This is a genomic window from Nocardia sp. Root136 (assembly GCF_001427185.1).
Lineage (GTDB): Bacteria > Actinomycetota > Actinomycetes > Mycobacteriales > Mycobacteriaceae > Nocardia > Nocardia salmonicida.
Genome location: NZ_LMFE01000007.1, coordinates 762,995 through 783,523, shown reverse-complemented (window position 1 = coordinate 783,523; position 20,529 = coordinate 762,995). Strand labels below are relative to the sequence as shown.

General features: G+C 67.9%; 19 protein-coding genes. 11 read left to right on the top strand and 8 right to left on the bottom strand.

The window, feature by feature from the left end; genetic code table 11:
* Nucleotides 1–124: 124 nt before the first annotated feature.
* Genes cysS through ASD42_RS20625 form a run of 3 tightly spaced genes read left to right on the top strand, consistent with a single transcriptional unit; the run spans nucleotide 125 to nucleotide 2,846 of the window.
* Nucleotides 125–1,528 carry a cysteine--tRNA ligase gene (gene cysS / locus ASD42_RS20635; protein ID WP_056818972.1) on the top strand — a complete coding sequence of 468 codons (1,404 nt, stop codon included), beginning with the start codon at nucleotides 125–127 and terminating at the stop codon, nucleotides 1,526–1,528.
* Complete coding sequence (rlmB, locus tag ASD42_RS20630; protein ID WP_056819366.1) at nucleotides 1,528–2,517, top strand: 23S rRNA (guanosine(2251)-2'-O)-methyltransferase RlmB; 990 nt, start codon at nucleotides 1,528–1,530, stop codon at nucleotides 2,515–2,517. Before cysS ends, rlmB begins: the two co-directional genes overlap by 1 nt.
* A gap of 50 nt (nucleotides 2,518–2,567) precedes the next feature.
* The gene (locus tag ASD42_RS20625) at nucleotides 2,568–2,846 is read left to right on the top strand and encodes a DUF4190 domain-containing protein (protein ID WP_056818970.1); all 279 of its coding nucleotides are present in this window, start codon (nucleotides 2,568–2,570) and stop codon (nucleotides 2,844–2,846) included.
* Nucleotides 2,847–2,848: 2 nt separating this feature from the next.
* Here the strand turns inward: ASD42_RS20625 and ASD42_RS20620 are convergent, their stop codons facing one another.
* The 7 genes from ASD42_RS20620 to kstR all read right to left on the bottom strand — a co-directional run bounded on the left by ASD42_RS20620 (nucleotide 2,849) and on the right by kstR (nucleotide 11,156).
* The gene (locus tag ASD42_RS20620) at nucleotides 2,849–3,652 is read right to left on the bottom strand and encodes an enoyl-CoA hydratase/isomerase family protein (RefSeq protein ID WP_056818968.1); all 804 of its coding nucleotides are present in this window, start codon (nucleotides 3,650–3,652) and stop codon (nucleotides 2,849–2,851) included.
* 14 nt (nucleotides 3,653–3,666) lie between these two features.
* Nucleotides 3,667–4,842, bottom strand: a complete 1,176-nt coding sequence (locus ASD42_RS20615; protein WP_056818966.1) for an acyl-CoA dehydrogenase family protein — start codon at nucleotides 4,840–4,842, stop codon at nucleotides 3,667–3,669.
* A 45-nt stretch (nucleotides 4,843–4,887) separates the two neighbouring features.
* Nucleotides 4,888–5,754 carry a metal ABC transporter permease gene (locus ASD42_RS20610; RefSeq protein WP_174551977.1) on the bottom strand — a complete coding sequence of 289 codons (867 nt, stop codon included), beginning with the start codon at nucleotides 5,752–5,754 and terminating at the stop codon, nucleotides 4,888–4,890.
* The gene (locus ASD42_RS20605) at nucleotides 5,754–6,599 is read right to left on the bottom strand and encodes a metal ABC transporter ATP-binding protein (RefSeq protein WP_084787210.1); all 846 of its coding nucleotides are present in this window, start codon (nucleotides 6,597–6,599) and stop codon (nucleotides 5,754–5,756) included. Before ASD42_RS20605 ends, ASD42_RS20610 begins: the two co-directional genes overlap by 1 nt.
* An 8-nt stretch (nucleotides 6,600–6,607) precedes the next feature.
* A complete protein-coding gene (locus ASD42_RS20600) occupies nucleotides 6,608–7,492 on the bottom strand; it encodes a metal ABC transporter solute-binding protein, Zn/Mn family (protein WP_056818961.1) in 885 nt (294 codons plus the stop codon).
* A gap of 134 nt (nucleotides 7,493–7,626) precedes the next feature.
* The gene (gene otsB, locus ASD42_RS20595; protein ID WP_056818960.1) at nucleotides 7,627–10,197 is read right to left on the bottom strand and encodes a trehalose-phosphatase; all 2,571 of its coding nucleotides are present in this window, start codon (nucleotides 10,195–10,197) and stop codon (nucleotides 7,627–7,629) included.
* Between the two features lie 344 nt (nucleotides 10,198–10,541).
* Nucleotides 10,542–11,156 carry a cholesterol catabolism transcriptional regulator KstR gene (gene kstR, locus ASD42_RS20590; protein WP_056818959.1) on the bottom strand — a complete coding sequence of 205 codons (615 nt, stop codon included), beginning with the start codon at nucleotides 11,154–11,156 and terminating at the stop codon, nucleotides 10,542–10,544.
* Nucleotides 11,157–11,303: 147 nt separating this feature from the next.
* Here kstR and ASD42_RS20585 point away from each other — a divergent pair, with 147 nt between their 5' ends.
* Genes ASD42_RS20585 through ASD42_RS20555 form a run of 7 tightly spaced genes read left to right on the top strand, consistent with a single transcriptional unit; the run spans nucleotide 11,304 to nucleotide 18,729 of the window.
* Entirely contained in the window at nucleotides 11,304–13,427 is a 2,124-nt protein-coding gene (locus tag ASD42_RS20585; protein WP_056818957.1) for an acyl-CoA dehydrogenase, read from the top strand.
* A gap of 4 nt (nucleotides 13,428–13,431) precedes the next feature.
* Complete coding sequence (locus tag ASD42_RS20580) at nucleotides 13,432–14,511, top strand: acyl-CoA dehydrogenase family protein (protein ID WP_174551976.1); 1,080 nt, start codon at nucleotides 13,432–13,434, stop codon at nucleotides 14,509–14,511.
* On the top strand, nucleotides 14,496–15,659 hold the full coding sequence (locus ASD42_RS20575; RefSeq protein WP_056818953.1) for an acyl-CoA dehydrogenase family protein: 1,164 nt from the start codon (nucleotides 14,496–14,498) through the stop codon (nucleotides 15,657–15,659). The genes ASD42_RS20580 and ASD42_RS20575 overlap by 16 nt, the downstream gene beginning before the upstream one ends.
* Nucleotides 15,656–16,627, top strand: coding sequence for a bifunctional MaoC family dehydratase N-terminal/OB-fold nucleic acid binding domain-containing protein (locus ASD42_RS20570; protein ID WP_056818951.1), 972 nt, complete (start codon nucleotides 15,656–15,658; stop codon nucleotides 16,625–16,627). The genes ASD42_RS20575 and ASD42_RS20570 overlap by 4 nt, the downstream gene beginning before the upstream one ends.
* Before the next feature lie 20 nt (nucleotides 16,628–16,647).
* Nucleotides 16,648–17,070, top strand: coding sequence for a MaoC family dehydratase (locus tag ASD42_RS20565; RefSeq protein WP_056819362.1), 423 nt, complete (start codon nucleotides 16,648–16,650; stop codon nucleotides 17,068–17,070).
* Nucleotides 17,067–18,266, top strand: a complete 1,200-nt coding sequence (locus ASD42_RS20560) for a lipid-transfer protein (protein WP_056818949.1) — start codon at nucleotides 17,067–17,069, stop codon at nucleotides 18,264–18,266. The genes ASD42_RS20565 and ASD42_RS20560 overlap by 4 nt, the downstream gene beginning before the upstream one ends.
* A 25-nt stretch (nucleotides 18,267–18,291) precedes the next feature.
* Nucleotides 18,292–18,729, top strand: a complete 438-nt coding sequence (locus tag ASD42_RS20555) for an NUDIX domain-containing protein (protein WP_056818947.1) — start codon at nucleotides 18,292–18,294, stop codon at nucleotides 18,727–18,729.
* Here the strand turns inward: ASD42_RS20555 and ASD42_RS20550 are convergent.
* On the bottom strand, nucleotides 18,702–19,307 hold the full coding sequence (locus ASD42_RS20550) for a TetR/AcrR family transcriptional regulator (protein ID WP_056819360.1): 606 nt from the start codon (nucleotides 19,305–19,307) through the stop codon (nucleotides 18,702–18,704). The two genes, ASD42_RS20555 and ASD42_RS20550, sit on opposite strands and share 28 nt — an antisense overlap.
* A gap of 64 nt (nucleotides 19,308–19,371) precedes the next feature.
* Here ASD42_RS20550 and zapE point away from each other — a divergent pair, with 64 nt between their 5' ends.
* Entirely contained in the window at nucleotides 19,372–20,451 is a 1,080-nt protein-coding gene (zapE, locus tag ASD42_RS20545) for a cell division protein ZapE (RefSeq protein ID WP_056818945.1), read from the top strand.
* The last annotated feature ends 78 nt before the right edge of the window (nucleotides 20,452–20,529 follow it).

Genomic DNA, 20,529 nt, shown 5'->3' with positions numbered 1-20,529 from the left:
GGGCCACTGAACCTTTCTTTCCGCGCATCGCTTTTCGCCGATTCGATCAGCCGTTCAGTTCACCACGGCGCCACGAACCGGCCGGTCAACCCCACCACAATCCCACCGACTAGGATCGAATGCCGTGACCTTGCGCCTTTTTGACACCGACACGCGAACCACGCGGGAATTCACCCCGCTGGTCCCCGGCCGTGCCTCGGTGTATCTGTGTGGGGCCACCGTCCAGGGGCAACCCCATATCGGTCATGTGCGCAGTGGCGTCGCCTTCGACGTGCTGCGTCGCTGGCTGCTCGCGCACGACTACGACGTGCGGTTCATCCGCAATGTCACCGATATCGACGACAAGATCCTGAACAAGGCCGCCGAAGCGGGCCGGCCGTGGTGGGAATGGGCCGCGACGCACGAGCGCGCTTTCGACTCCGCCTACGAAACCCTCGGGGTCCTGCCGCCTTCGGCCGAACCGCGCGCCACCGGTCACATCACCCAGATGGTCGACCTGATGCAGCGCCTGATCGAGCGCGGCCATGCCTACGCCGCCGAGGGCGATGTGTATTTCGACGTGATGAGCTGGCCGAATTACGGCGAGCTGTCCGGCCACCGCCTCGACGACGTGCACCAGGGCGAAACTCCGACCCGCTGCAAACGTGATCCTCGCGACTTCACGCTGTGGAAGGCCGCCAAGCCGGGCGAGCCGAGCTGGCCCTCGCCCTGGGGCCCCGGTCGCCCCGGCTGGCATCTGGAATGCTCGGCGATGGCCGAGTTCTATCTCGGCCCGGAATTCGATATCCACTGCGGTGGAATGGATCTGATTTTCCCGCACCACGAGAACGAGATCGCCCAGTCCAAAGCGGCAGGCGACGGTTTCGCGCGTTACTGGCTGCACAACGGCTGGGTGACGATGGGCGGAGAGAAAATGTCGAAGTCACTCGGCAACGTGCTCTCGGTGCCGAATGTTCTCACCCGGGTGCGCCCGGTAGAATTGCGTTTCTACTTGGGCAGCGCGCATTACCGCTCGATGCTCGAATACTCCGACAAGGCACTCGACGACGCGGTCGCCTCGTATCAGCGCATCGAAGCCTTCGTGCAGCGAGTGCTGGACCGAGCGGGCGAGGTGCCGATCGGAAAATGGACCGACGGATTCGCCGCCGCGATCGATGACGATCTGGCAGTCCCGAAGGCGCTCGCCGAAATTCACCACGTGGTGCACGAGGGCAATCGCGCGCTGGAAGCGGGTGCGGTCGAGACCGCGGTCGAACTGGCCGGTCAGGTGCGGGCGATGCTGGGAATTCTCGGCGTCGACCCGCTCGACGAACAGTGGTACACCCCCGCCGACAATTCGGCGGCGATCGACGCGCTCGACGTGCTCGTCCGCACGGAGCTGGATCGCCGGGCGAACGCGCGGGCCGACAAGAACTGGGCAGAAGCCGATGCCGCACGGGATCGGCTCATCGCCGCGGGTATCGAGGTAACCGATACCCCGCAGGGGCCGGAATGGTCGCTGGGCGCATCGAGCGGAAAGGCGAACTGATGGCAGGCAATTCACAGCGACGCGGAGCGGTACGCAAGGGCGGCACCAAGAAGGGGCAGGTCGCCGGTTCCGGTGGCAAGCATCGCCGCGGGCTGGAGGGCAGGGGTGCTACCCCGCCCGCCGTCGCGCGCACCAAGCACCCCGCCGCCAAGCGGGCCAGAGCGGCCGAGAAGGCCAAAGCCAATGCGGCACAGGGCCGTCCGACCGGTAAGTCCGGTGTGCCGCGCGTCGGCCGCAAGTCCGACGAGGGTCCCGAGTTGGTGCTCGGCCGTAACCCCGTGCTCGAGTGTCTGCGCGCCGAGGTGCCCGCGACCGCCCTGTTCGTGGCGGTCGGCACCGAGAACGACGACCGGCTCTCGGAGAGCGTGCAGCGCGCCGCCGATATGGGCATCTCCATCCTCGAGGTGCCGCGCACCGATCTGGATCGGCTCAGTGCCAACGGAATGCACCAGGGCGTGGCCCTGCAGGTGCCGCCGTACCGCTACGCCCACCCCGACGATCTGATGGACCGGGTGAAGTCCACCGCCGAGCCCGCCCTGCTGGTCGCGCTCGACAACATCACCGACCCGCGCAACCTCGGCGCCGTCATCCGCTCGGTGGCCGCGTTCGGCGGTCAAGGCGTGGTGATCCCGCAGCGTCGCAGTGCCAGCGTCACCGCCGTGGCGTGGCGTACCAGCGCGGGTGCGGCTGCCCGCCTCCCTGTCGCCAGGGCCACCAATCTGACTCGCACGCTGAAGGATTGGGCCGCGCAGGGCATCCAGGTGATCGGCCTCGACGCCGACGGCGACACCACCCTCGACAACTTCGACGGCAGCGTCCCGACGGTCGTGGTCGTTGGCTCGGAGGGCAAGGGCCTGTCGCGTCTGGTGCGGGAGAACTGTGACTCGATCCTGAGCATCCCGATGGCGGGCCCGGTCGAGTCGCTCAACGCCTCGGTAGCCGCGGGCGTCGTCCTCGCCGACATCGCCCGTCAGCGCCGTCTGGGCTGAGTCCGCGCGGTTGACGGGCAAAACCGCTCTGTCACCGTACAATTCGTGCTGTGGCGATCCCTAATCAGCCGATCGGCGAAACGGTCGAGCACCCGCAGGCCAATATGATCCTTGTGCTCGGGCTGCTCAGCCCGTTCTGCTGTGGGATCTTCGGGCCGTTCGCGTGGGTGCTCGGCAAGCGGGCACTCAACGAGATCGACGCGTCCTACGGTGGGCTCAGCGGCCGGTCACAGGTGGTGATCGGCTACATCGCGGGCATCATCGGCACGATCCTCATGCTGATGTTCGCCCTGCTGTATCTGGCCGGTTCCTGCAACGGGAACTTCTGAGTTCAGTCCAGGCTCGGGCGCTCGCCGGGAGCGTCCCAGGCCGGCCATTCGTCGTTGACACTGCCGGTCCAGTTCGGCGGGCGACGCTCCTTGAACGCCACCATCGCCTCGCCACCGTCGACACTCTTGGCAACCTGCGCGTTGAGCTCGGATTCGAGCTGCCCGACCACGGCGGGGGTCATGCCGAGGCTCTCCCAGATCAGCCGCTTGGTGAGCGCGACCGGTAGGGGAGCGGTCCCGGTGGCGATGTCGTGGGCCACGGCCATCGCCGTTGTCAGTACTTCGTCGGCGGGCAGCGAGGCATTGCCCAAACCGAGCGACTTGGCTTCGTCACCGTCGAACGTGCGCCCGGTGAGCATGATGTCGGCGGCGTTGGCCAGCCCGGCCAGTCGCGGCACCGTCCAGTGCGCGAACCCGTCGGCGAGCACCCCGCGCCGCACCTGGTTCAGCCCGTAGACGGCATCGCGAGCGAAGTACCGCAGATCGCACTGCAGCGCCAGGGCCAGGCCGATGCCGACCGCGTGCCCGTTCACCGCGGCGATCACCGGCTTACGCACCTGCCAGGGCGGCGGATCGAGGGTCGCGCTCACGTCGCCGCCGCGCGCCGCCAGATCCGCGCCCGCGCAGAAGGCCGGTGGGGTTCCGGTGATGACGACGGCGCGGATCGCGTCCTCGATATCGCAGCGACGGAGCGCGGCGCTCAGCTCGGCCGCCATCGTGGGGGTGACGGCGTTCTGCTTGGCAGGTCGGTTGAGCGTCAACAAGGCGACGCCGCCTTCGACATCGACGAGCAATTCCGAACTCATGGGACCGAATCGTACTAGCGACCGGACAGCAAGTGTCTGCCGATCGCATACTTGTGCACTTCCGTCGGCCCGTCGTAGAGACGGAACGCGCGCATATCCCGGAACAACATCTCCACGACCGTCTCGTCGCTGATCCCGATCCCGCCGAGCACCTGCACGCAGCGATCGGTGACTTTGAACAATTCCTCGGACACATACGACTTGGCCATCGACGATTCGTGCCTTGCCTGCTGCCCCTGATCCATCAGCCAACAGGCGTGCCAGATGGTCAGCCTGCACTGGTGCAGCGCCACCTCGTTGTCGGCGAGCATGAACGACACGCCCTCGTGTTCGCCGATCGGCTTACCGAAGGCGGTGCGGGTGCGCGCGTAGTCCAGTGCGATGGACTGGGCGCGAGCGGCCGCGCCGAGCCAGCGCATACAGTGCGTGAGCCGGGCGGGAGCGAGCCGTAATTGCGCGTACCGCAGGGCCTGTCCGGTGCGACCGAGCACGGCCGTCGGCGGCAGCGTGAGATTGTCGAACCGCACCACCGCGTGCCCGCCGACGTAGTTGCGGTCCATCGTGTTCATGATCCGCTCGATCACGATGCCCGGCGCGTCACCGTCGGTGATGAACAGTGTCGGCCCCGCGGGCAGGTGCGGGTTCTCGGCGAGCAGCGCCATGATGATCCAGGTCTTGGCGCCGTCGGCCCCGGTGATCAACCATTTGCGACCGTTGATCACGAAATTCTCGCCGTCGAACACCGCCTCGGTGCTGAGCTGTCCGGGATCCGAACCCGCCCCACCTGGCTCGGTCATCGCGAAGACCGAACGCTGTTCGCCCCGGATCACCGGCATCAGATACTGGTCGATCTGCTCCGGATCGGCGATCTTGCCGAGCAGAAACATGTTTCCCTCGTCGGGCGCGGCGCAGTTCATGGCGACCGGCCCGAGCGTGGACCACCCCGCCGCCTCGTACACCAGCGCCTGCTCGATGTGGCTGAGTCCAAGGCCGCCGTATTCCACCGGCGCCTGCACGGTCAGCAGCTTCTCGGCGCGAGCCAGCTCCACGAGTTCGGCCCGCAATGCGTCGGTCGGGCCGTGCGCGGTGAGGCGGGGATCGCGCTCGAACGGCACGATCTGCTCGACGACGAAGTTCCGGGCTCGGTCACGAAGGGCGGCGAGATCGTCCGGTACTGAGAAATCGATCATGAATCGATTGTGTTCTCGATCATGAATCGATTGTGTTCTATCGGTTCAGCGCGCGGGTACGAGTTGCCGATTGCGATGTCCGACGAACCGGCACACCAGGTAGATGCTGAACGAGATCGCGGTGACGAAGGTCGACACCGGAACTCCGGGGGCCAGCGACAGCAACAGCCCGCCCACGGCGGCGACCTCGGCGAAGATCACCGAAAGCACGGTCGCCCGCATCGGGCTCGAGGTCACCTGCGCGGCGGCCGCGGCCGGGGTGATCAGCAACGCGAGCACCAGCAGCGCGCCGACGATCTGCACGCCGAACGCGGCGGTGATCCCGAGCAGCACCGCGAACACCACCGACAGCGCCCGCACCGGCACGCCACGCGCGATCGCGACCTCGGGATCGGAACTGGCGAACAGCAACGGCCGATACACCACAGCCAGCACGGCGAGCACGCCGGCGGTACACGTGACCAGCAGCGCGAGGCCGTCATAGCCGACCCCGGCCACCTGCCCGGTGAGCAGCGAGAACTTCGACCCGGCCCGCTCCGGCGCGAGCCACAGGAACAACACCGAAAGCCCGAGCCCGAACGACAGCACCACCGCGATCACCGAATCACGTTCGCGCGCACGAGAACCCAGCCATCCGAACAGCACGGCCGCGACCACCGAACCGGCGATCGCCCCGAATCCGACCCCGACCCCGACGAGCAGCGCCGCCGACGCGCCGGTCAGCGACAGCTCGCTGGTCCCGTGTACCGCGAACGACATCTGCCTGGCGACGATCAGCGGCCCGATCAACCCCGCCAGCAATCCCAGCAGGGCGCTGGCCAACAGCGCCTGCTGCACGAAGTCGTAGCCGAGCAGATTCGCGGTGGTGCCGAAATTGAACATCTGCTCGAACACCTTGGTGAGCTTGTCCATCAGGCCGTCCCGCCCAGCGCGTCCATGTCGTCACCGGTTCCGACCACGACCAGGCGTCCGCGTACCCGCAACACCTCGACCTCGGTGCCGTACAACTCCGACAGCGTTTCCGACGTCATCACCTCATCGGGCGTACCGATTCGGAAGCCGCCGTCGACCAGATACAGCACCCGGTCCACCAGCGGCAGGATCGGATTGATCTCGTGAGTCACGAACAGCACCGCCGTGTCGTGTTCGCGGCGACGCTTGTCGACCAATTCGGCCACCAGCCGCTGGTTCGCCATATCGAGGCTCAGCAGCGGTTCGTCACACAGCAGCACCGACGGATCGCCGATCAGCGCCTGCGCGACCCGCAACCGCTGCTGCTCACCACCGGACAGCGTCTCCAGCGGCGCGTGCGCGAACGACCCGGCACCCACCGCGGCAATGGCGCTGTCGACCTTCTCGGCCCTGCTGCGTCGACCACGCCAGCCGAGCCCCCACCGGTGCCCGTCCACGCCGAGGCCGACCAGATCGATCCCGCGCAGCTGCACCCCGGCATCGATGGTCTTCTGCTGCGGGATGTAGCCGATGCCCGGATTGCCGACCCCGGCGCGGCGTCCCGCGATCTGCGCGTTGCCCGAGCTCAAGGCGAGGGTGCCGAGCAGCACCCGCAGCAGCGAGGTCTTGCCGGAGCCGTTGGGTCCGAGGACGGCGATGAACTCACCCGGGCGCACGTCGAGGTCGAGGCCGTGCCAGAGCGTGCGGTCGCCGAAGGCCATGGTCGCCGCGCGCAGACGGATCGCCGCGTCGGCGTCGACATCGGGCGCGGTGGTGGTTTCCGACAGTGCGGTGGCCTCGGTCATGGGCGTCCTCAGCGCAGGGCCGCGGCGAGCGCCTTGGCGTTGGCGGTCTGCCACTGGATGTAATCCATTCCGGCGGGCAGGGTTTCGGTGACCTCGACAACGGCGATGCCCGCGGACTGCGCGGTGGCCCGCAGGTCCTGGGTGATCTTGTCCTCGGTCTGGGTGTTGTAGATCAGCGCCTTGACCTGCTTGGCGGTGATCAGGTCGCGAGTGGCGGCGACGGCGGCCGGGGCCGGGTCGGTCTCCTGCTCGATCGCTTCCTGGAAGTCGCGCGGGGTCTTGTCCTGCGCGGTCGCGGCCTGCAAGAGGTAGTGCGCGAGGGGCTCGGACTGGGCGACCGGCGCGTTCGGCGTCTGGGTGGCGATGGTGCCGGTGATGGTGCTGACGCCGATCAGCTGGTTCTTGAAGGCCACCGCGCGCTCGGCGTAGGCGCTCGCGTGCGCGGCGTCGACCTCGCCGAGTTCGGCGGCGATCCGGTCGGCGACCGCGGCCACGGTGCTCACGTCGTACCAGACGTGCTCGTTGTCGTCGCCCTTGTTCGGGCGCTGTTCGAAGGCCTCGACGGTCCGCTTGTCCTTGCCCGAGATGGCCTTCTCGATGAACTCGTCGTAGTGCCCGCCGTTGAACACCACCAGATCCGCGTCGCTGATCTTGGCGGTATCGGTGGCCGAGGTCTCGAACGAGTGCGGGTCGGCGGCGGGATCGCTGATGATCGAGGTCACCTGCGCATCCGGCCCCGCGACGGCGGTCGCGACGGAACCCCACACATTGGTGGAGGCGACGATCTGGGGGGTATCGGAATCGGTGGAGCTGGTGCCGCAGGCGCTGAGGACGACCACGGCGGCCACTCCCGCCGTGAGACCGGCAAACAAGCGGGCGAATCGAGGGTTCACGCGGCACTCCTGGCGTACAAGCACTAGATCATAATGGAAATCGTTACCGTTTTAGATTAGCAGCTACCAAAACCCGGTACGAACCGCATCGAAAAGCCGGGCTCGAGAATTCGAACCCGGCTTGTCGAGTGCTGTCAGACCAGGGCGTTGACCGGCTGGCTCAGGAGTTGGGCGCAGCGCAGTAGGCCCAGGTGGCTGTAAGCCTGGGGGTGATTACCGAGGGAACGCTCGGCGACTGGGTCGTATTCCTCGCTGAGCAGGCCGGTGGGGCCTGCCGCCGCGACCAGCTGTGCGAAGAGCGCCTCGGCGTCGGAGCGCCTGCCGATCAGCAGGTAGGCCTCCACCAGCCAGGCGGCGCACAGGTGGAAGCCGCCCTCGCCGCCGGGCAGTCCGTCGTCGTGGTGGTAGCGGTACACCGTGGCGCCACTGCGCAGCTCGGCCTCGGTGGCCACCACCGTCGCGGCGAAGCGCGGGTCGGCCGGGTCGATCAGGCCGCTCAGGCCGATGTGCAGGGTGGCCGCGTCCAGATCGGTGCCGTCGTAGGCCGCGGTGTAGGACTGGACCTCGTCGTTCCAGCCCTTCGCCCGCACCTCGTCGGCGATCGTGTCGCGCAGCGTCGCCCAGTCGGGATCGGCCCCACGATCGAAGCGCTCCGCCAGGGTGAGGGCCCGATCGATGGTGAGCCAGCCCATCACCTTGGAGTACACGTGGTGGCGGGGATTGCCGCGGATCTCCCAGATGCCGTGGTCGGGTTCGGTCCAGCGACGCTGCACCGCCGACACCATCGCGTGCACCAGTTCCCAGTCGGCATCCGGCAGCGCCTTGGCCGGGGCGATGATGCCCTGACGCTCGCGTTCGTGCGCCATCGAGGTGATCAGGTCGACGATCGGCCCGAACACGTCGAGCTGCACCTGCATATTGGCCGCGTTGCCCACCCGCACCGGCCGCGAACCGGCGTAACCGGGCAGCAGGTCGATCACGGCCTCGGGCGGCAGGGTCTCGCCGTAGATCGTGTACAGCGGGTGCAGGCGCTCCGGCCCCGGCAGGGTGTCGAGCACCTTGTGTACCCAGCCGAGGAATTCCTCGGCCTCGGTCAGCGAGCCGAGCGTCACCAGGGCCTGTGCGGTCAGCGACGCGTCACGCAGCCAGCAGTAGCGGTAGTCCCAGTTGCGCACGCCGCCGATGTCCTCCGGCAGCGAGGTGGTCGCCGCGGCCAGGATCGATCCCGACGGGCGATGCACCAGTCCGCGCAGTGTCAGCGCCGAGCGCTTCATCAGATCCGGCTTGAGCGGCGGCAGCTGCAATCCCGCCGCCCACTGCGACCAGTACTGCTCGGCGAGCTGGCGGCGCTGCGGCTCCGGCGTCATCGAGGGCGTGAGATCGGCGGTGCCGCAGCGCAATTCGAGCACGACCGGCCCGATAGACGGATCGACCACCGCACGGGCCTGGTCGTTGGTGCCGTCGGACAGGATCTCCCACTCCACGCCGGGGGAGCGCAGCACCATCGGATCGTTGGTGCCGCTGACCTGGATTCCGTTGCGCACAACCTCCATGCGCACCGGCACCTGGCCGAACTCGGGCTGCGGCGCGAAGACGACGACGGCCTTCGCGGCGCCGGTGATCACCCTGGTCAGGTCGGTGCGGTCGGCGGTGACGTCGTGCGGCAGATAGTCGGCCACTTGCAAACTGGCCCACCGTGTCTCGACTGTCATCGTGCCGTCCACGTACCGCTGCGACAGCGGCAGGCTCGGCCGCTCCGGCGCCACCGTGAAGTGCCCGGCCGCCGCGCCGCCGAGCAGGTGGGCGAATACCGCCGCCGAGTCCGGCTCGGGATGGCACAACCAGGTGACCGTCGCGTCAGGGGTGAGCAGCGCGACCGAACGCGGGCTGGCCAGCATGCTCAGCCGCTCGATCCGAGGGGCGCTCGCCCCGGCCAGCCAGGTGCGCCGCTCCTCGACCAGGAACGCCAGCGCGCGCGCCACGTCCTCGGTGGAGTTCACGTGCAGCTTGGCGATGCTCTCGCCTTCGCCGACCTTGATGCCGACGTCGGGCCCCGACAGCACGCGGAACGCCTTCTCGTCGGTCACGTCGTCGCCGAAGAACACTGCGGCAGAGGCACTTTCCTGATGGCGGATGGTGTCGAGCGCGGTGCCCTTGTCGGTCGGGATCACCGCGAGCTCGATCACCGCCTTGCCCTCGGTCACCTGTACGCCCACCCAGCGAGCGGGACCTTGACGCGCGGAAGCCAGTGCGCGCCCAGCGATTTCGGGGTCGGCGTTACGAACGTGCAGCGCGGCGCTGGCCGGCTTCATCTCGACGGTCACGCCAGGGTTCTCGGCGGCGATCTTCGAGAACGACGAATTGATCTCTGTCAGTAGCTGTTTGGCGTCGCTGTCGATCGCGTGCACGAAGCCGACGTCGAACTCGGAGCCGTGACTACCGATCAGCTGCACCTCGACCGGCAGGCGCGACAGCGCGGCCAGATCGCGTAGCGCTCTACCGGAAATCACCGCCGCAGTAGTGTTCGCCAACCCCGCCAGCGCGCGTAACGCGCTCACCGATTCCCGTTGGGGAAACGCTTTCGACGGGTCGGACACGATCGGGGCGATAGTCCCGTCGTAGTCCGAGGCAACCAAGAGCCGTGGCACGCGCGCAACCGACGCCAGTGCACGGCGGACATCCAAGGGCAGTTCCTGTGCGCTCACGCATCCAACCTAGTGATGGGAGGAGTTGATCAGGGGGCGCGAAAAACAATACTGCGTCAATTTTGCCGCGCGAGCGGCGCGGCAGGTTGTGCGCACGAACCCCGGTCGTTTGCTCGCGACTTTACGGCAAATTACCGACCGGTCGGATACCGTCGTACGCCGGATCCGTCGAGCTCACCGGGCATGCGTAGGCCCCGGCGAGGCGCGCGAGGCCGGTAGATGCGCTGTTTCGCATATGCGACGTCGGCTATGCATCTTCCTACTGGAAGACGCACAGCCGACGGGTGTCAACAGCGATGGGCGATTTGTGATGATGCGGCAGTGAGGTTTGCCGGGTTGCTGGGTTATCCGCGATCGCCCAGCAACAGGTCGACGGTGAGCTCGAGTCGTTCCGTGACATCGGTCGCGGACGCTCGCCGGGTGAGCCAGGCCACCAGGTTCGACAGCCACACATCGGAGATGACGCGGGCGATCGCGAGCTGGCGGTCGTCGGGTTCGCCGTCGCTCATCGCGCGGGCGAAGACCCGGTCCATCACCTTGCCGACCCGATCGACCTCCGCGGCGGCCGAGGCGTCGGCGAACATGAACGCGCGCGTCATCGCCTCGGTGAGCAGTGGGTCGCGCTGCATCATCCGGGTGATCTGGGTGAGCAGGGTGTGCATTCGTTCGGAGGGGCCGTCGCCGGGTAGCGGCTTTCGCTTGCCCTCGAACATCTCGAATTCCCTGGCCAGAGCGGAAACGAGCAGGTGCACCTTGGACGGGAAGTAGCGGTAGAGGGTGCCGACGGCGACGTCGGCGCGTTCGGCGACCGCACGCATCTGCACGGCGTCGTAGCCGCCCTTGGAAGCGAGCGCGAGGGTTGCGTCGAGGATGCGCTTGCGCCGGTCGCGCTGCGCGCTGGAGCTGAGTTCTTCCTCGGACAGCGTGGTCACGGTGGGCGTTGGTGCGGGACTGTCCATCGTGGAAACCCTTTCGCTTCAGTGCAAATTCAACGGCTGAGCCGCGTGAGAAGTGTGGAGCGAGTGTAGCGCTCTTGACTTATGCCCGGCACAGATATTAGAACATGTTCTAGGAGTGGTAACCACGCCGGAAGGGCGGATCTTCTTGTGACCATCGCCACCACTGACGAGCACAAAGCCGTCGCGGCGTCGCTGCGGAGCTGGGCGAAAACGGTCGCGCCGATTGAAACAATGCGGGCAGGCGGTGCGGGTGCCTGGCGCGACTACTGGCCCGCGCTCGGTGAGTTCGGGCTGTTCGAGGTCGCGCTATCGGAGGACAATGGCGGGCTCGGCGGCACGGTCGCCGACCTCGCGGTGATGCTCGAGCAGACCGGCGACGATCTGGTCGGCGGTCCGGTGCTGGCCACCGCGCTGGCCGGGCTGATCACCGAGGGCGCGCTCGCTGAGGGCGCCCCGTGTGCGGTCGCGGTGCCCGGCGACGAGCAGGCCGCGAAGGCGACGGCCACCGATACGGGCTGGAGTGTCACCGGCACTTGGGATTTCGTCTACGGCGCCGATGCCGACACGCAGGTCCTGGTGCCTGCCGACACCGTTGACGGCACCCGCTGGTTGCTGATTCCGGCTGCGGCAGTGACGATTACGCCGCTGGCGCACGGTGACCACACCGTGCCGCTGGCGCGGGTGAGCGCCGCCGAGGTAGCTGTCCCCGCCGAACACGGCTTCACGTCGACGGCCGATGTCACCGATCTCTTCGTGGCGCTCGCGGTCTCCGAACTGGCCGGTGTGGCCGGGTGGTGCCTGCGCACCGCTGTCGAATATGCCCGCGTCCGTGAACAATTCGGCAAACCCATCGGCACCTTTCAGGCGATCAAACACCTGTGCGCCTGGATGCTGTGCCGCACCGAGCTGATCCGCGCGGTCGCCGCCGACGCCGCCGCCGCGATCGACGAAGGCGGTGACGAGCTACCGATCGCCGCCGCTGTCGCCGCGTCGGTGGCGCTGGACGCCGCCGTCGACAACGCCAAGGACGCCATCCAGGTCCTCGGCGGCATCGGCTTCACCTGGGAACACGACGCGCACTTCTACCTGCGCCGGGCGAGCTCGCTGCGCCAGCTCCTCGGTGGTTCGGCCCGCTGGCGTGCCCGCGTCGCCGAGCTCACCAGGGCCGGTCAGCGCCGCACCACCGGCGCCGAACGGGTACTCGGCGACGCCACCGTCGACACCGAGTTGGCCGCCGAGATCACCGCCGTCGCCGCCCTCGACCCGGCGCAGCGGCCGCGTGCGATGGTGGAGGCGGGCCTGGTGATGCCGCATTGGCCGCGACCCTACGGCCGCGCCGCCGATCCGATGACCTGCCTGCAGATCGCCGAACAACTGCGCCGCGTCGACCTGGCGACCCCCGACCTCGCCGTCGCGGGCTGGGCTGTGCCGACGCTGTTGCGGTTCGGCACCGAGGAGCAGATCGAACGCTTCGTCTGGCCGACCCTGCACGGCGAGGTCATCTGGTGCCAGCTGTTCAGCGAGCCCGGCGCCGGCTCCGATCTCGCCGCCCTGCGGACCACCGCCGAGAAGGTCGACGGCGGCTGGGTGCTGCGCGGCCAGAAGGTGTGGACCTCGCTCGGCTCCACCGCGAACTGGGGCATCTGCCTGGCCCGTACCGATCCGTCGGCGGCCAAGCATCGCGGCATCAGCTACTTCCTCGTCGATATGCGCGCCGCGGGCGTGCAGGTGCGGCCGCTGGTGCAGATCACCGGCGAGGAGAAGTTCAGCGAGGTCTTCCTCGATGACGTGTTCGTTGCCGACGATTGCCTGGTCGGCGCGCTGAACAACGGCTGGAAGATCGCGCGCACCACGCTCTCGGCCGAACGGGTCGCCATGGGCGGCGGCGGCATCGGCGGCGCGCTCGAAGCCCTGCTCGATCGCTTCCCGGTCGGCGGATGGGGAACAGAACTGCGTGAGGACCGTTTCGGCGCACTGATCACGTCGTCGATTGCTGGATCATTGCTGGAACAGCGAATCGCGGTGGCGACGGTGGCAGGCGTCGACGCGGGGGCCCAGGCGGGCGTCCGCAAACTGGTCGGCGTCCGGCATCGGCAGGAGCTGGCGGAATACGCGCTCGAACTAGTCGGCCCAGAAGGTTCTCTGGACAGCGATGCTCTGAAAGAATTCCTGCTTACACGGTGTCTCTCGATTGCGGGCGGTACCGAGCAGATCCTGTTGACCGTGGCCGCCGAACGGATTCTCGGCCTGCCGCGCGATGCGGACAGTTAGCTCGATGAGGGAGGACGCCGTGGATTTCACCCGCGACGAAAGCGCCGACGCCGTAGCCGAGGTAGTGGTAAGCCTGCTCGAACGTGAGTCGGCCAGGGATATGGCCCTGTGGCCGAGCCTGATCGACTCCGGCCTGCTCGCCGTGCCGGTACCGGAGCGATTCGGCGGCGACGGCATGGGATTGCTCGAAGTATCGGCGCTGCTCATGGAGCTGGCCACCGATGCCGCCGCCGTGGCGGCACTGCCGACCTTCGGGTTCGGTGTGCTGCCGCTGCTCGACGTGCTGTCGGACGAACTGGCCGAGCGCGTGCTCGCCGAGGTCGGCAAGGGCATCGTGCTCACCGCCGCGCTCACCGAACCGGGGGCGCCGTTCACCACCGCGCCTACCACCAAGGCGGTGCGCGACGGCGATACGGTGCGGATCACCGGCCGCAAGTCCGGCGTGATCTACGCGTCGGAGGCCCGGTGGATTCTGGTGCCCACCGATAGCGGTGTGGCACTGGTCGATTCGGTCGCGCCGGGCCTCGAGATCATCCCGGTGGCCGGTTCGGCGGGCATTCCGGAGGCGACGCTGGTGCTCGACGACGTCGAGATCCCGGCCGACCAACTGCTGCCCGACGTGCTGCCCGTGCTGCACCGCCACGCCCTTGCCTGTATCGGCGCGGTCGCCGACGGCCTGTTGAAGGGCGCGCTCACGCTCACCGCCGAGCATGTGCGCACCAGGGAACAGTTCGGTAGGCCGCTGGCCGAATTCCAGGCCGTGGCGCAGCAGATCGCCGATCTCTACGTGGTGTCGCGCACCTTGCACGTCGCCGCGGAGTCGGCGTGCTGGGCGCTGGCGCAGCCCGATCCGTCGCCGGAGCTCCAGGACCGCATCGACGAGGACCTCGATGTGCTCGCCTACTGGGCCGCGGCCGAAGTTCCGCGCGCCATGCAGAAATGTCACCACCTGCACGGTGGACTGGGTGTGGATATCACCCACCCGATGCACCGCTACTACTCGCAGGCCAAAGACCTCGCCCGGCTTCTCGGCGGAGCGGGTCTGCGGCTCGACCTTCTGGGAGCAAGATGTTCATCGATCTGACCGCTGAACAGCGGCGGTTGCGCGAAGAATTGCGTTCCTATTTCGCCGATCTCATCAGCCCGGCCGAGGCCGCGGCGATGGCGGTGGACCGGCACGGCGACACCTACCGCGAGGTGGTGCGCCGGATGGGCCGCGACGGCTGGCTCGGTGTCGGCTGGCCCAAGGAGTTCGGCGGCCAGGGTTTCGGCCCGATGGAACAGCAGATCTTCTTCAACGAGGCTGTCCGCGCCGATGTTCCGCTGCCCTTGGTCACCCTGCTGACCGTGGGGCCGACCCTGCAGAAGTACGGCACCGACGCGCAGAAGAAGAAGTTCCTGCCCGGAATCCTTTCCGGCGACATCCATTTCGCCATCGGCTACTCCGAGCCGTCGGCGGGCACCGACCTCGCCGCACTGCGGACCACGGCGGTGCGCGACGGTGACGGTGACTGGATCGTCAACGGGCAGAAGATCTTCACCACCGGCGCCCACGAAGCCGACTACGTGTGGATGGCGTGCCGCACCGGCTCGGTCGAGTCCCGCCACCGCGGCATCACGATCCTCATCGTGGACACCAAGGACCCCGGCTACTCCTGGACCCCGATCATCACCTGCGACGGCGCCCACCACACCAACGCCACGTACTTCGACGATGTGCGGGTGCCCGCGGAGATGCTCGTCGGCGAGGAGAACCGCGGCTGGCGGCTGATCACCACCCAGCTCAACCACGAGCGCGTCAGCCTCGGCCCCTCCGGCAAGATCGAACAGCTCTACGACCGCCTGCGTGACTGGTCGGCGCAGCACAGCCTGCTCGGCGAGCCCGAGGTTCGGCGCGCGCTCGGTCGGGTGCGCACCATGGTTCGGCTCAACGAATTGCTGAACTGGCAGGTCGCGGCGGCCGATGCGTCCGCGGCGCAGAACGCGGTGATCGCCGACGCCTCGGCGACCAAGATCTTCTCCACCGAATCGCTACAGGACGCGGGTCGCATCGTGGAGGAGATCATCGGCCGCTACGGCGACTCGGCCGAGCCCGGCACCGCCGAGCTGCTCGGCTGGCTGGACCGGCGCACCAAGCAGAACCTCGTCGTCACCTTCGGTGGCGGCGTGAACGAGATCATGCGCGAACTGGTCGCCACGGCCGGCCTCGACCTCCCGCGCGTACCCCGATGAACAAGGAGCGCCGCGTGCCGGAATCGGTCACCGCAGAAGAACTCGCAGAGGGCGCGGCGAAGATCGTCGCGGCGGGGGAGTCGGCGCCGCGCGTCGGTCGTGATCCGGTGAACCAGCCGATGATCCACAACTGGGTCGAGGCCCTCGGCGACGCCAACCCGATCTACGTCGACGACGAAGCCGCCAGGGCGGCGGGGCATCCCGGCATCGTCGCGCCGCCCGCGATGGCCCAGGTATGGACCATGCAGGGACTGCACGGAGTCCGGGCCGCCGACGACCCGATGAACCTCGCCAACGAGCTGTTCGACGCGGCGGGCTACACCTCGGTCGTCGCCACCAACTGCGAGCAGACCTACCACCGCTACGTGCGGCCCGGTGAACAGGTGCAGGTCACCAGCAAGCTCGCGGAAGTCAAGGGCCCCAAGCGAACCGGATTGGGCGACGGCTGGTTCCTCACCTACGCCACCACCTGGTCGGTCGGTGACGAGGTCGTCACCGAAATGCTGTTCCGGCTGCTGAAGTTCGCCCCCGGCACCGCCGCGGCCGCACCCGCCACGGACGGGGTCGAGACCGCGCCCGAGGGCCGGGTCGGTCCGGTGATCTCGCGTGACACCGAATTCTTCTGGGCCGGTACCGAAATCGGCGAGCTGCGGATCCAGCGGCTGCCCGACGGCTCGTTGCGGCACCCGCCGATTCCCGCCCTGTGGCAGGACAAGGCGGAGCCCACCGACTACATCGTGGCGGCGGGCACCGGCACCGTGTTCAGCTTCGTGGTCCACCACGCGCCGAAGGTGCCCGGTCGCGACCTGCCCTTCGTTGTGGCCCTGGTGGAACTCGACGAAGGCGTGCGCGTGCTCGGCGAACTGCGGGGCATCGACCCGGCCGAGGTCGCCATCGATGTGCCCGTCCGCGTCGCCTTCGAAAAGCTCGCCGACGGAACCGTGCTGCCGTACTGGCAGGCCGTGTGATGACCGCAAAGGACGCCTCGATGACCCCCACGGTCGAACTCGCCACCCTCGCGGTGGGAACTGTGCTGCCGGAGTTGGCGATTCACGCCGATCCCACCTTCGTGATCAGCACCGCGCTGGCCACCAGGGACTTCCAGGATGTGCACCACGACCGCGACAAGGCGGTCGAGCGCGGGTCGAGCGACATCTTCGTCAACATCCTCACCGACACCGGTCTGGTGCAGCGCTTCGTCACCGACTGGGCCGGTCCGCGTGCGCTGGTCAAGCGCATCGCTCTTCGTCTCGGCGTGCCGCTGTACGCCGGTGACACCCTGACCCTTTCCGGCACGGTCACCGAGATCGACGGCACCCAGGTCACCATCGACGTGCACGGCAAAGACAGCCTCGGCGAGCACATCACCGCTACGGCCGTCATCGCCCTTCCCGATCTGGAGCCGAAATGAGCACCACCTCAGCCGAATCCGCCGACCGCGCCGGTCTTTCCGGTCGCGCCGCCATCGTCGGCATCGGTGCCACCGACTTCTCCAAGGACTCCGGTCGCAGCGAATTGCGGTTGGCCGCGGAGGCTGTCAGCGCGGCGCTGGCCGACGCGGGTCTCACACCTGCCGACGTCGACGGCCTCACCACTTTCACCATGGACACCAACACCCAGGCCGCCGTCGCCAGGGCAGTCGGCATCCCGAGTCTGAAGTTCTTCAGCCACATCGGTTACGGCGGCGGTGCCGCGTGCGCGACCGTGCAGCAGGCTGCCATGGCGGTGGCCACCGGGGTCGCCGATGTGGTGGTCGCCTACCGGGCGTTCAACGAACGGTCCGGTGCTCGGTTCGGTCAGTTCTCGCCCGCGCTGGCCGCCGCGCCCACGTCATCGGGGATCGACGCGGGCTGGGCCTACCCGCAAGGTCTCGGTACGCCCGCCGCGCAGGTCGCGATGGTCGCCCGCCGGTACATGCACGTCACCGGCGCGACCAGTGCTGATTTCGGCGCGGTGGCGGTCGCCGACCGCAAGCACGCCGCGGTGAACCCCAATGCCTTCTTCTACGGCAAGCCGATCACCCTGGAACAGCACCAGGATTCGCGCTGGATCGCCGAACCGCTGCACCTGCTCGACTGCTGCCAGGAATCCGACGGCGGTGTCGCCATCGTGGTCACCAGCGCCGAACGTGCCCGCGACCTCCCGCAGCGCCCCGCGATCATCGCGGCCGCCGCACAGGGCAGCGGCGCCGATCAATACGTGATGACCAGCTACTACCGCGACGCCATGACCGGCCTGCCGGAAATGGGGCTCGTCGGCGACCAGCTGTGGGCGCAGAGCGGCCTGACCGCCGCCGATATGCAGGCCGCGATCCTCTACGACCACTTCACCCCGTTCGTCCTCATGCAGCTCGAGGAACTCGGCTTCTGCCCCCGCGGCGAAGCCAAGAACTTCATCGCCGACGGCGCCATCGAGATCGGCGGGCGCCTTCCGCTCAATACCCACGGCGGCCAGCTGGGCGAGGCCTATATCCACGGCATGAACGGCATCGCCGAGGCGGTCCGTCAGATCCGCGGTACCTCGGTGAACCAGGTGGACGCCCTGGAACGCATCCTCGTCACCGCGGGCACCGGCGTCCCCACCTCCGGGCTGGTGCTGACGTCATAGCCTCGGTCCTTCTACGCTCGACCAGGTGACTCCCCGCCACCTGGTCGACGTGCACATCCTGCTGATCCGCGGCGACGAGGTCCTGCTGAGCCTGCGCCGCAGCGGCGACGGGTTCGATCACCGCTGGCACCTGCCCGCGGGAAAACTCGAGGCCGACGAATCGGCGGCGGCGGCCGCGGTTCGCGAAGCCGCGGAGGAGGTCGGGGTCGAGATCGATCCCGCTGCCCTGCGCCTGGTGCACGTCGCCCATGTCACCGCACCGGGCCGCGACTCCCGTCTCGGCCTGTTCTTTCGCGTCGAGGATTGGCGCGGTGAACCTTTCAATCGCGAGCCCGATAAATGCTATGCGCTGCAATGGTTTTTGCTCGGCGAACTACCCGACGATCTGATCGAATATTCCGCGCTCGGATTGGCGGCGTTGAATTCGGCCGAGCCTTATTCCGAATTCGGTTGGCAGGGCTGATAGTTACGACCACTTGTGAGGAAATCAGCCAGTGGTCGGGCGAGCTGATCGACGTCGGCCGCCGATCCCGCGCGCAGTCCCGCGAACCGATCGAAGACGAGTCCTTCCAGTAGCGCGAGGAAGTCGTGGGCTGACGCGCGGGGATCGACGGCGCCGAGCGCGTCGAACAGCGCGGTGGCGCGGTCCAGCGAGAACAGGCTGCCTGCCAGGCTGGCGTGTAGCTCGGGGTCGGACAGGACTTCGATGATCAAGGCGTGCCGGGCGATCAGCTCGTTGCGGCGATGCGTGAGCAGCTGCTCGAGCCACGTCGCGATATCGCGCGCGACCTGGGCTGGGTCCAGTGATTGTCGGTTCGCGAATTCCCGCTGTGCGGCCAGGAAATCCGAGCGCGATCGAGCGGTGATCCCGTCCGCCACCGCCTCGATCAACGCTTGTCGGGTGCGGAAGTAATAGGAGGTCGAACCCGGTGGCAATGCCAGCCGGGTATCCACCGCGCGATGGGTGAGTGCGCGGATTCCCTGTGTCGCGATGAGTTCGATGGCCCCCGCCACGATCCGCACCCGTCGGTCTGTGGACATCGTCACCTCTCCTGGCCGTCCGCGACGCCCGTCCTCTACAACTGTAGAGGACGAAGGAGTTCGCATGAAACCCGACACCGTGGTGCTCGACCCCGCGCAACAGGCGGCCCTGCGCGCGCTCGAATCACTGTTGGATCCGGGCCGCCCCCTCGGTGCCCGACGCCCCGCTGAACGCGGCGATCGGCGCACGGGCTGGTTCGGCATTCCGCTCACGCGTCCCGTCGGACGCGGCAATGCTGGTCGACCCGAGCAGCCCGCCGACCTGCGCACGGATCGGTCCGGCGTCTACCTGCACGGCCGCCCGGGTCGGGGCAAGACCATGGTGATGGACCGCTTCTTCGCCTCGGTCGACACAGAGCGCAAGCGCCGCTTCCACTTCCATGCCTTCTTCGCGTCCCTGCACGCGGCCACCCACGCCCTCGGCTCGATCGAACGCGCGATCGGCGAACTCCTCGGCGACGCCGACCTGGTCTGCTTCGACGAATTCCACGTCACCGATATCGGCGACGCCATGCTCGTCGCCCGCATGCTCGACACCCTCTTCGCCGAGCGCCGCACCCTCGTGGTCACCTCCAACTACCGGCCCGAGGACCTGCTGCCCAACCCCCTGTTCCATGACCACTTCCTGCCCACCATCGGGCGGATCCTCGCGAATCTCGACACCGTCACCCTCGACGGACCGCTCGACTACCGCACCAGGACCGCACACCGCGATACCGGCTTCCTCGCGGGTCGTTACGTGGTCACAGCGGATATCGGATCAGCATTCCCTCGCGTCGACGTGCCCATCGGCAACGGCCGAACCCTCCGCGCCCACGCCACCGCCGACGCCATCACCGTCGGCTTCCACGACATCTGTGCCGCCCCCACCAGCGCGGCCGACTATCTGTGTCTCGCCGACCGCTACCGCCACTGGACTCTGCGTGAGGTCCCGCCGCTACGCGAAGTCTCGCCCGACTGGGCCATGCGCTTGGTGAACCTCGTCGACGTCCTCTACGACGCCGATCTCCCGTTCACCGTCCACGCCCCCGAACCCCCACACGAGCTGACCGCTGGCGTCCCCGCGATTCCCGATCTGGCGCGCACCGCCAGCCGTCTCGGTGAGTTGCCATTAACTGGCGAGTTAAACGTTCGCACTGCGTAGCATGCCCTTGATCCCAGGGGGACAATATTAGGAGAGGGTCCAAAAGCATCGATTTTCTCTCGAGCGGACCACTCCGCA

Coding starts and splice junctions, on each gene's coding strand:
- ASD42_RS20605 (WP_084787210.1), bottom strand. CDS start 6,599: ATGACCGAGGCCACCGCACTGTCGGAAACCACCACCGCGCCCGATGTC.
- ASD42_RS20570 (WP_056818951.1), top strand. CDS start 15,656: ATGAACAAGGAGCGCCGCGTGCCGGAATCGGTCACCGCAGAAGAACTC.
- kstR (WP_056818959.1), bottom strand. CDS start 11,156: ATGGACAGTCCCGCACCAACGCCCACCGTGACCACGCTGTCCGAGGAA.
- ASD42_RS20580 (WP_174551976.1), top strand. CDS start 13,432: ATGAGGGAGGACGCCGTGGATTTCACCCGCGACGAAAGCGCCGACGCC.
- ASD42_RS20565 (WP_056819362.1), top strand. CDS start 16,648: ATGACCCCCACGGTCGAACTCGCCACCCTCGCGGTGGGAACTGTGCTG.
- ASD42_RS20620 (WP_056818968.1), bottom strand. CDS start 3,652: ATGAGTTCGGAATTGCTCGTCGATGTCGAAGGCGGCGTCGCCTTGTTG.
- ASD42_RS20610 (WP_174551977.1), bottom strand. CDS start 5,754: ATGGACAAGCTCACCAAGGTGTTCGAGCAGATGTTCAATTTCGGCACC.
- rlmB (WP_056819366.1), top strand. CDS start 1,528: ATGGCAGGCAATTCACAGCGACGCGGAGCGGTACGCAAGGGCGGCACC.
- ASD42_RS20560 (WP_056818949.1), top strand. CDS start 17,067: ATGAGCACCACCTCAGCCGAATCCGCCGACCGCGCCGGTCTTTCCGGT.
- ASD42_RS20615 (WP_056818966.1), bottom strand. CDS start 4,842: ATGATCGATTTCTCAGTACCGGACGATCTCGCCGCCCTTCGTGACCGA.
- ASD42_RS20575 (WP_056818953.1), top strand. CDS start 14,496: ATGTTCATCGATCTGACCGCTGAACAGCGGCGGTTGCGCGAAGAATTG.
- zapE (WP_056818945.1), top strand. CDS start 19,372: ATGAAACCCGACACCGTGGTGCTCGACCCCGCGCAACAGGCGGCCCTG.
- ASD42_RS20550 (WP_056819360.1), bottom strand. CDS start 19,307: ATGTCCACAGACCGACGGGTGCGGATCGTGGCGGGGGCCATCGAACTC.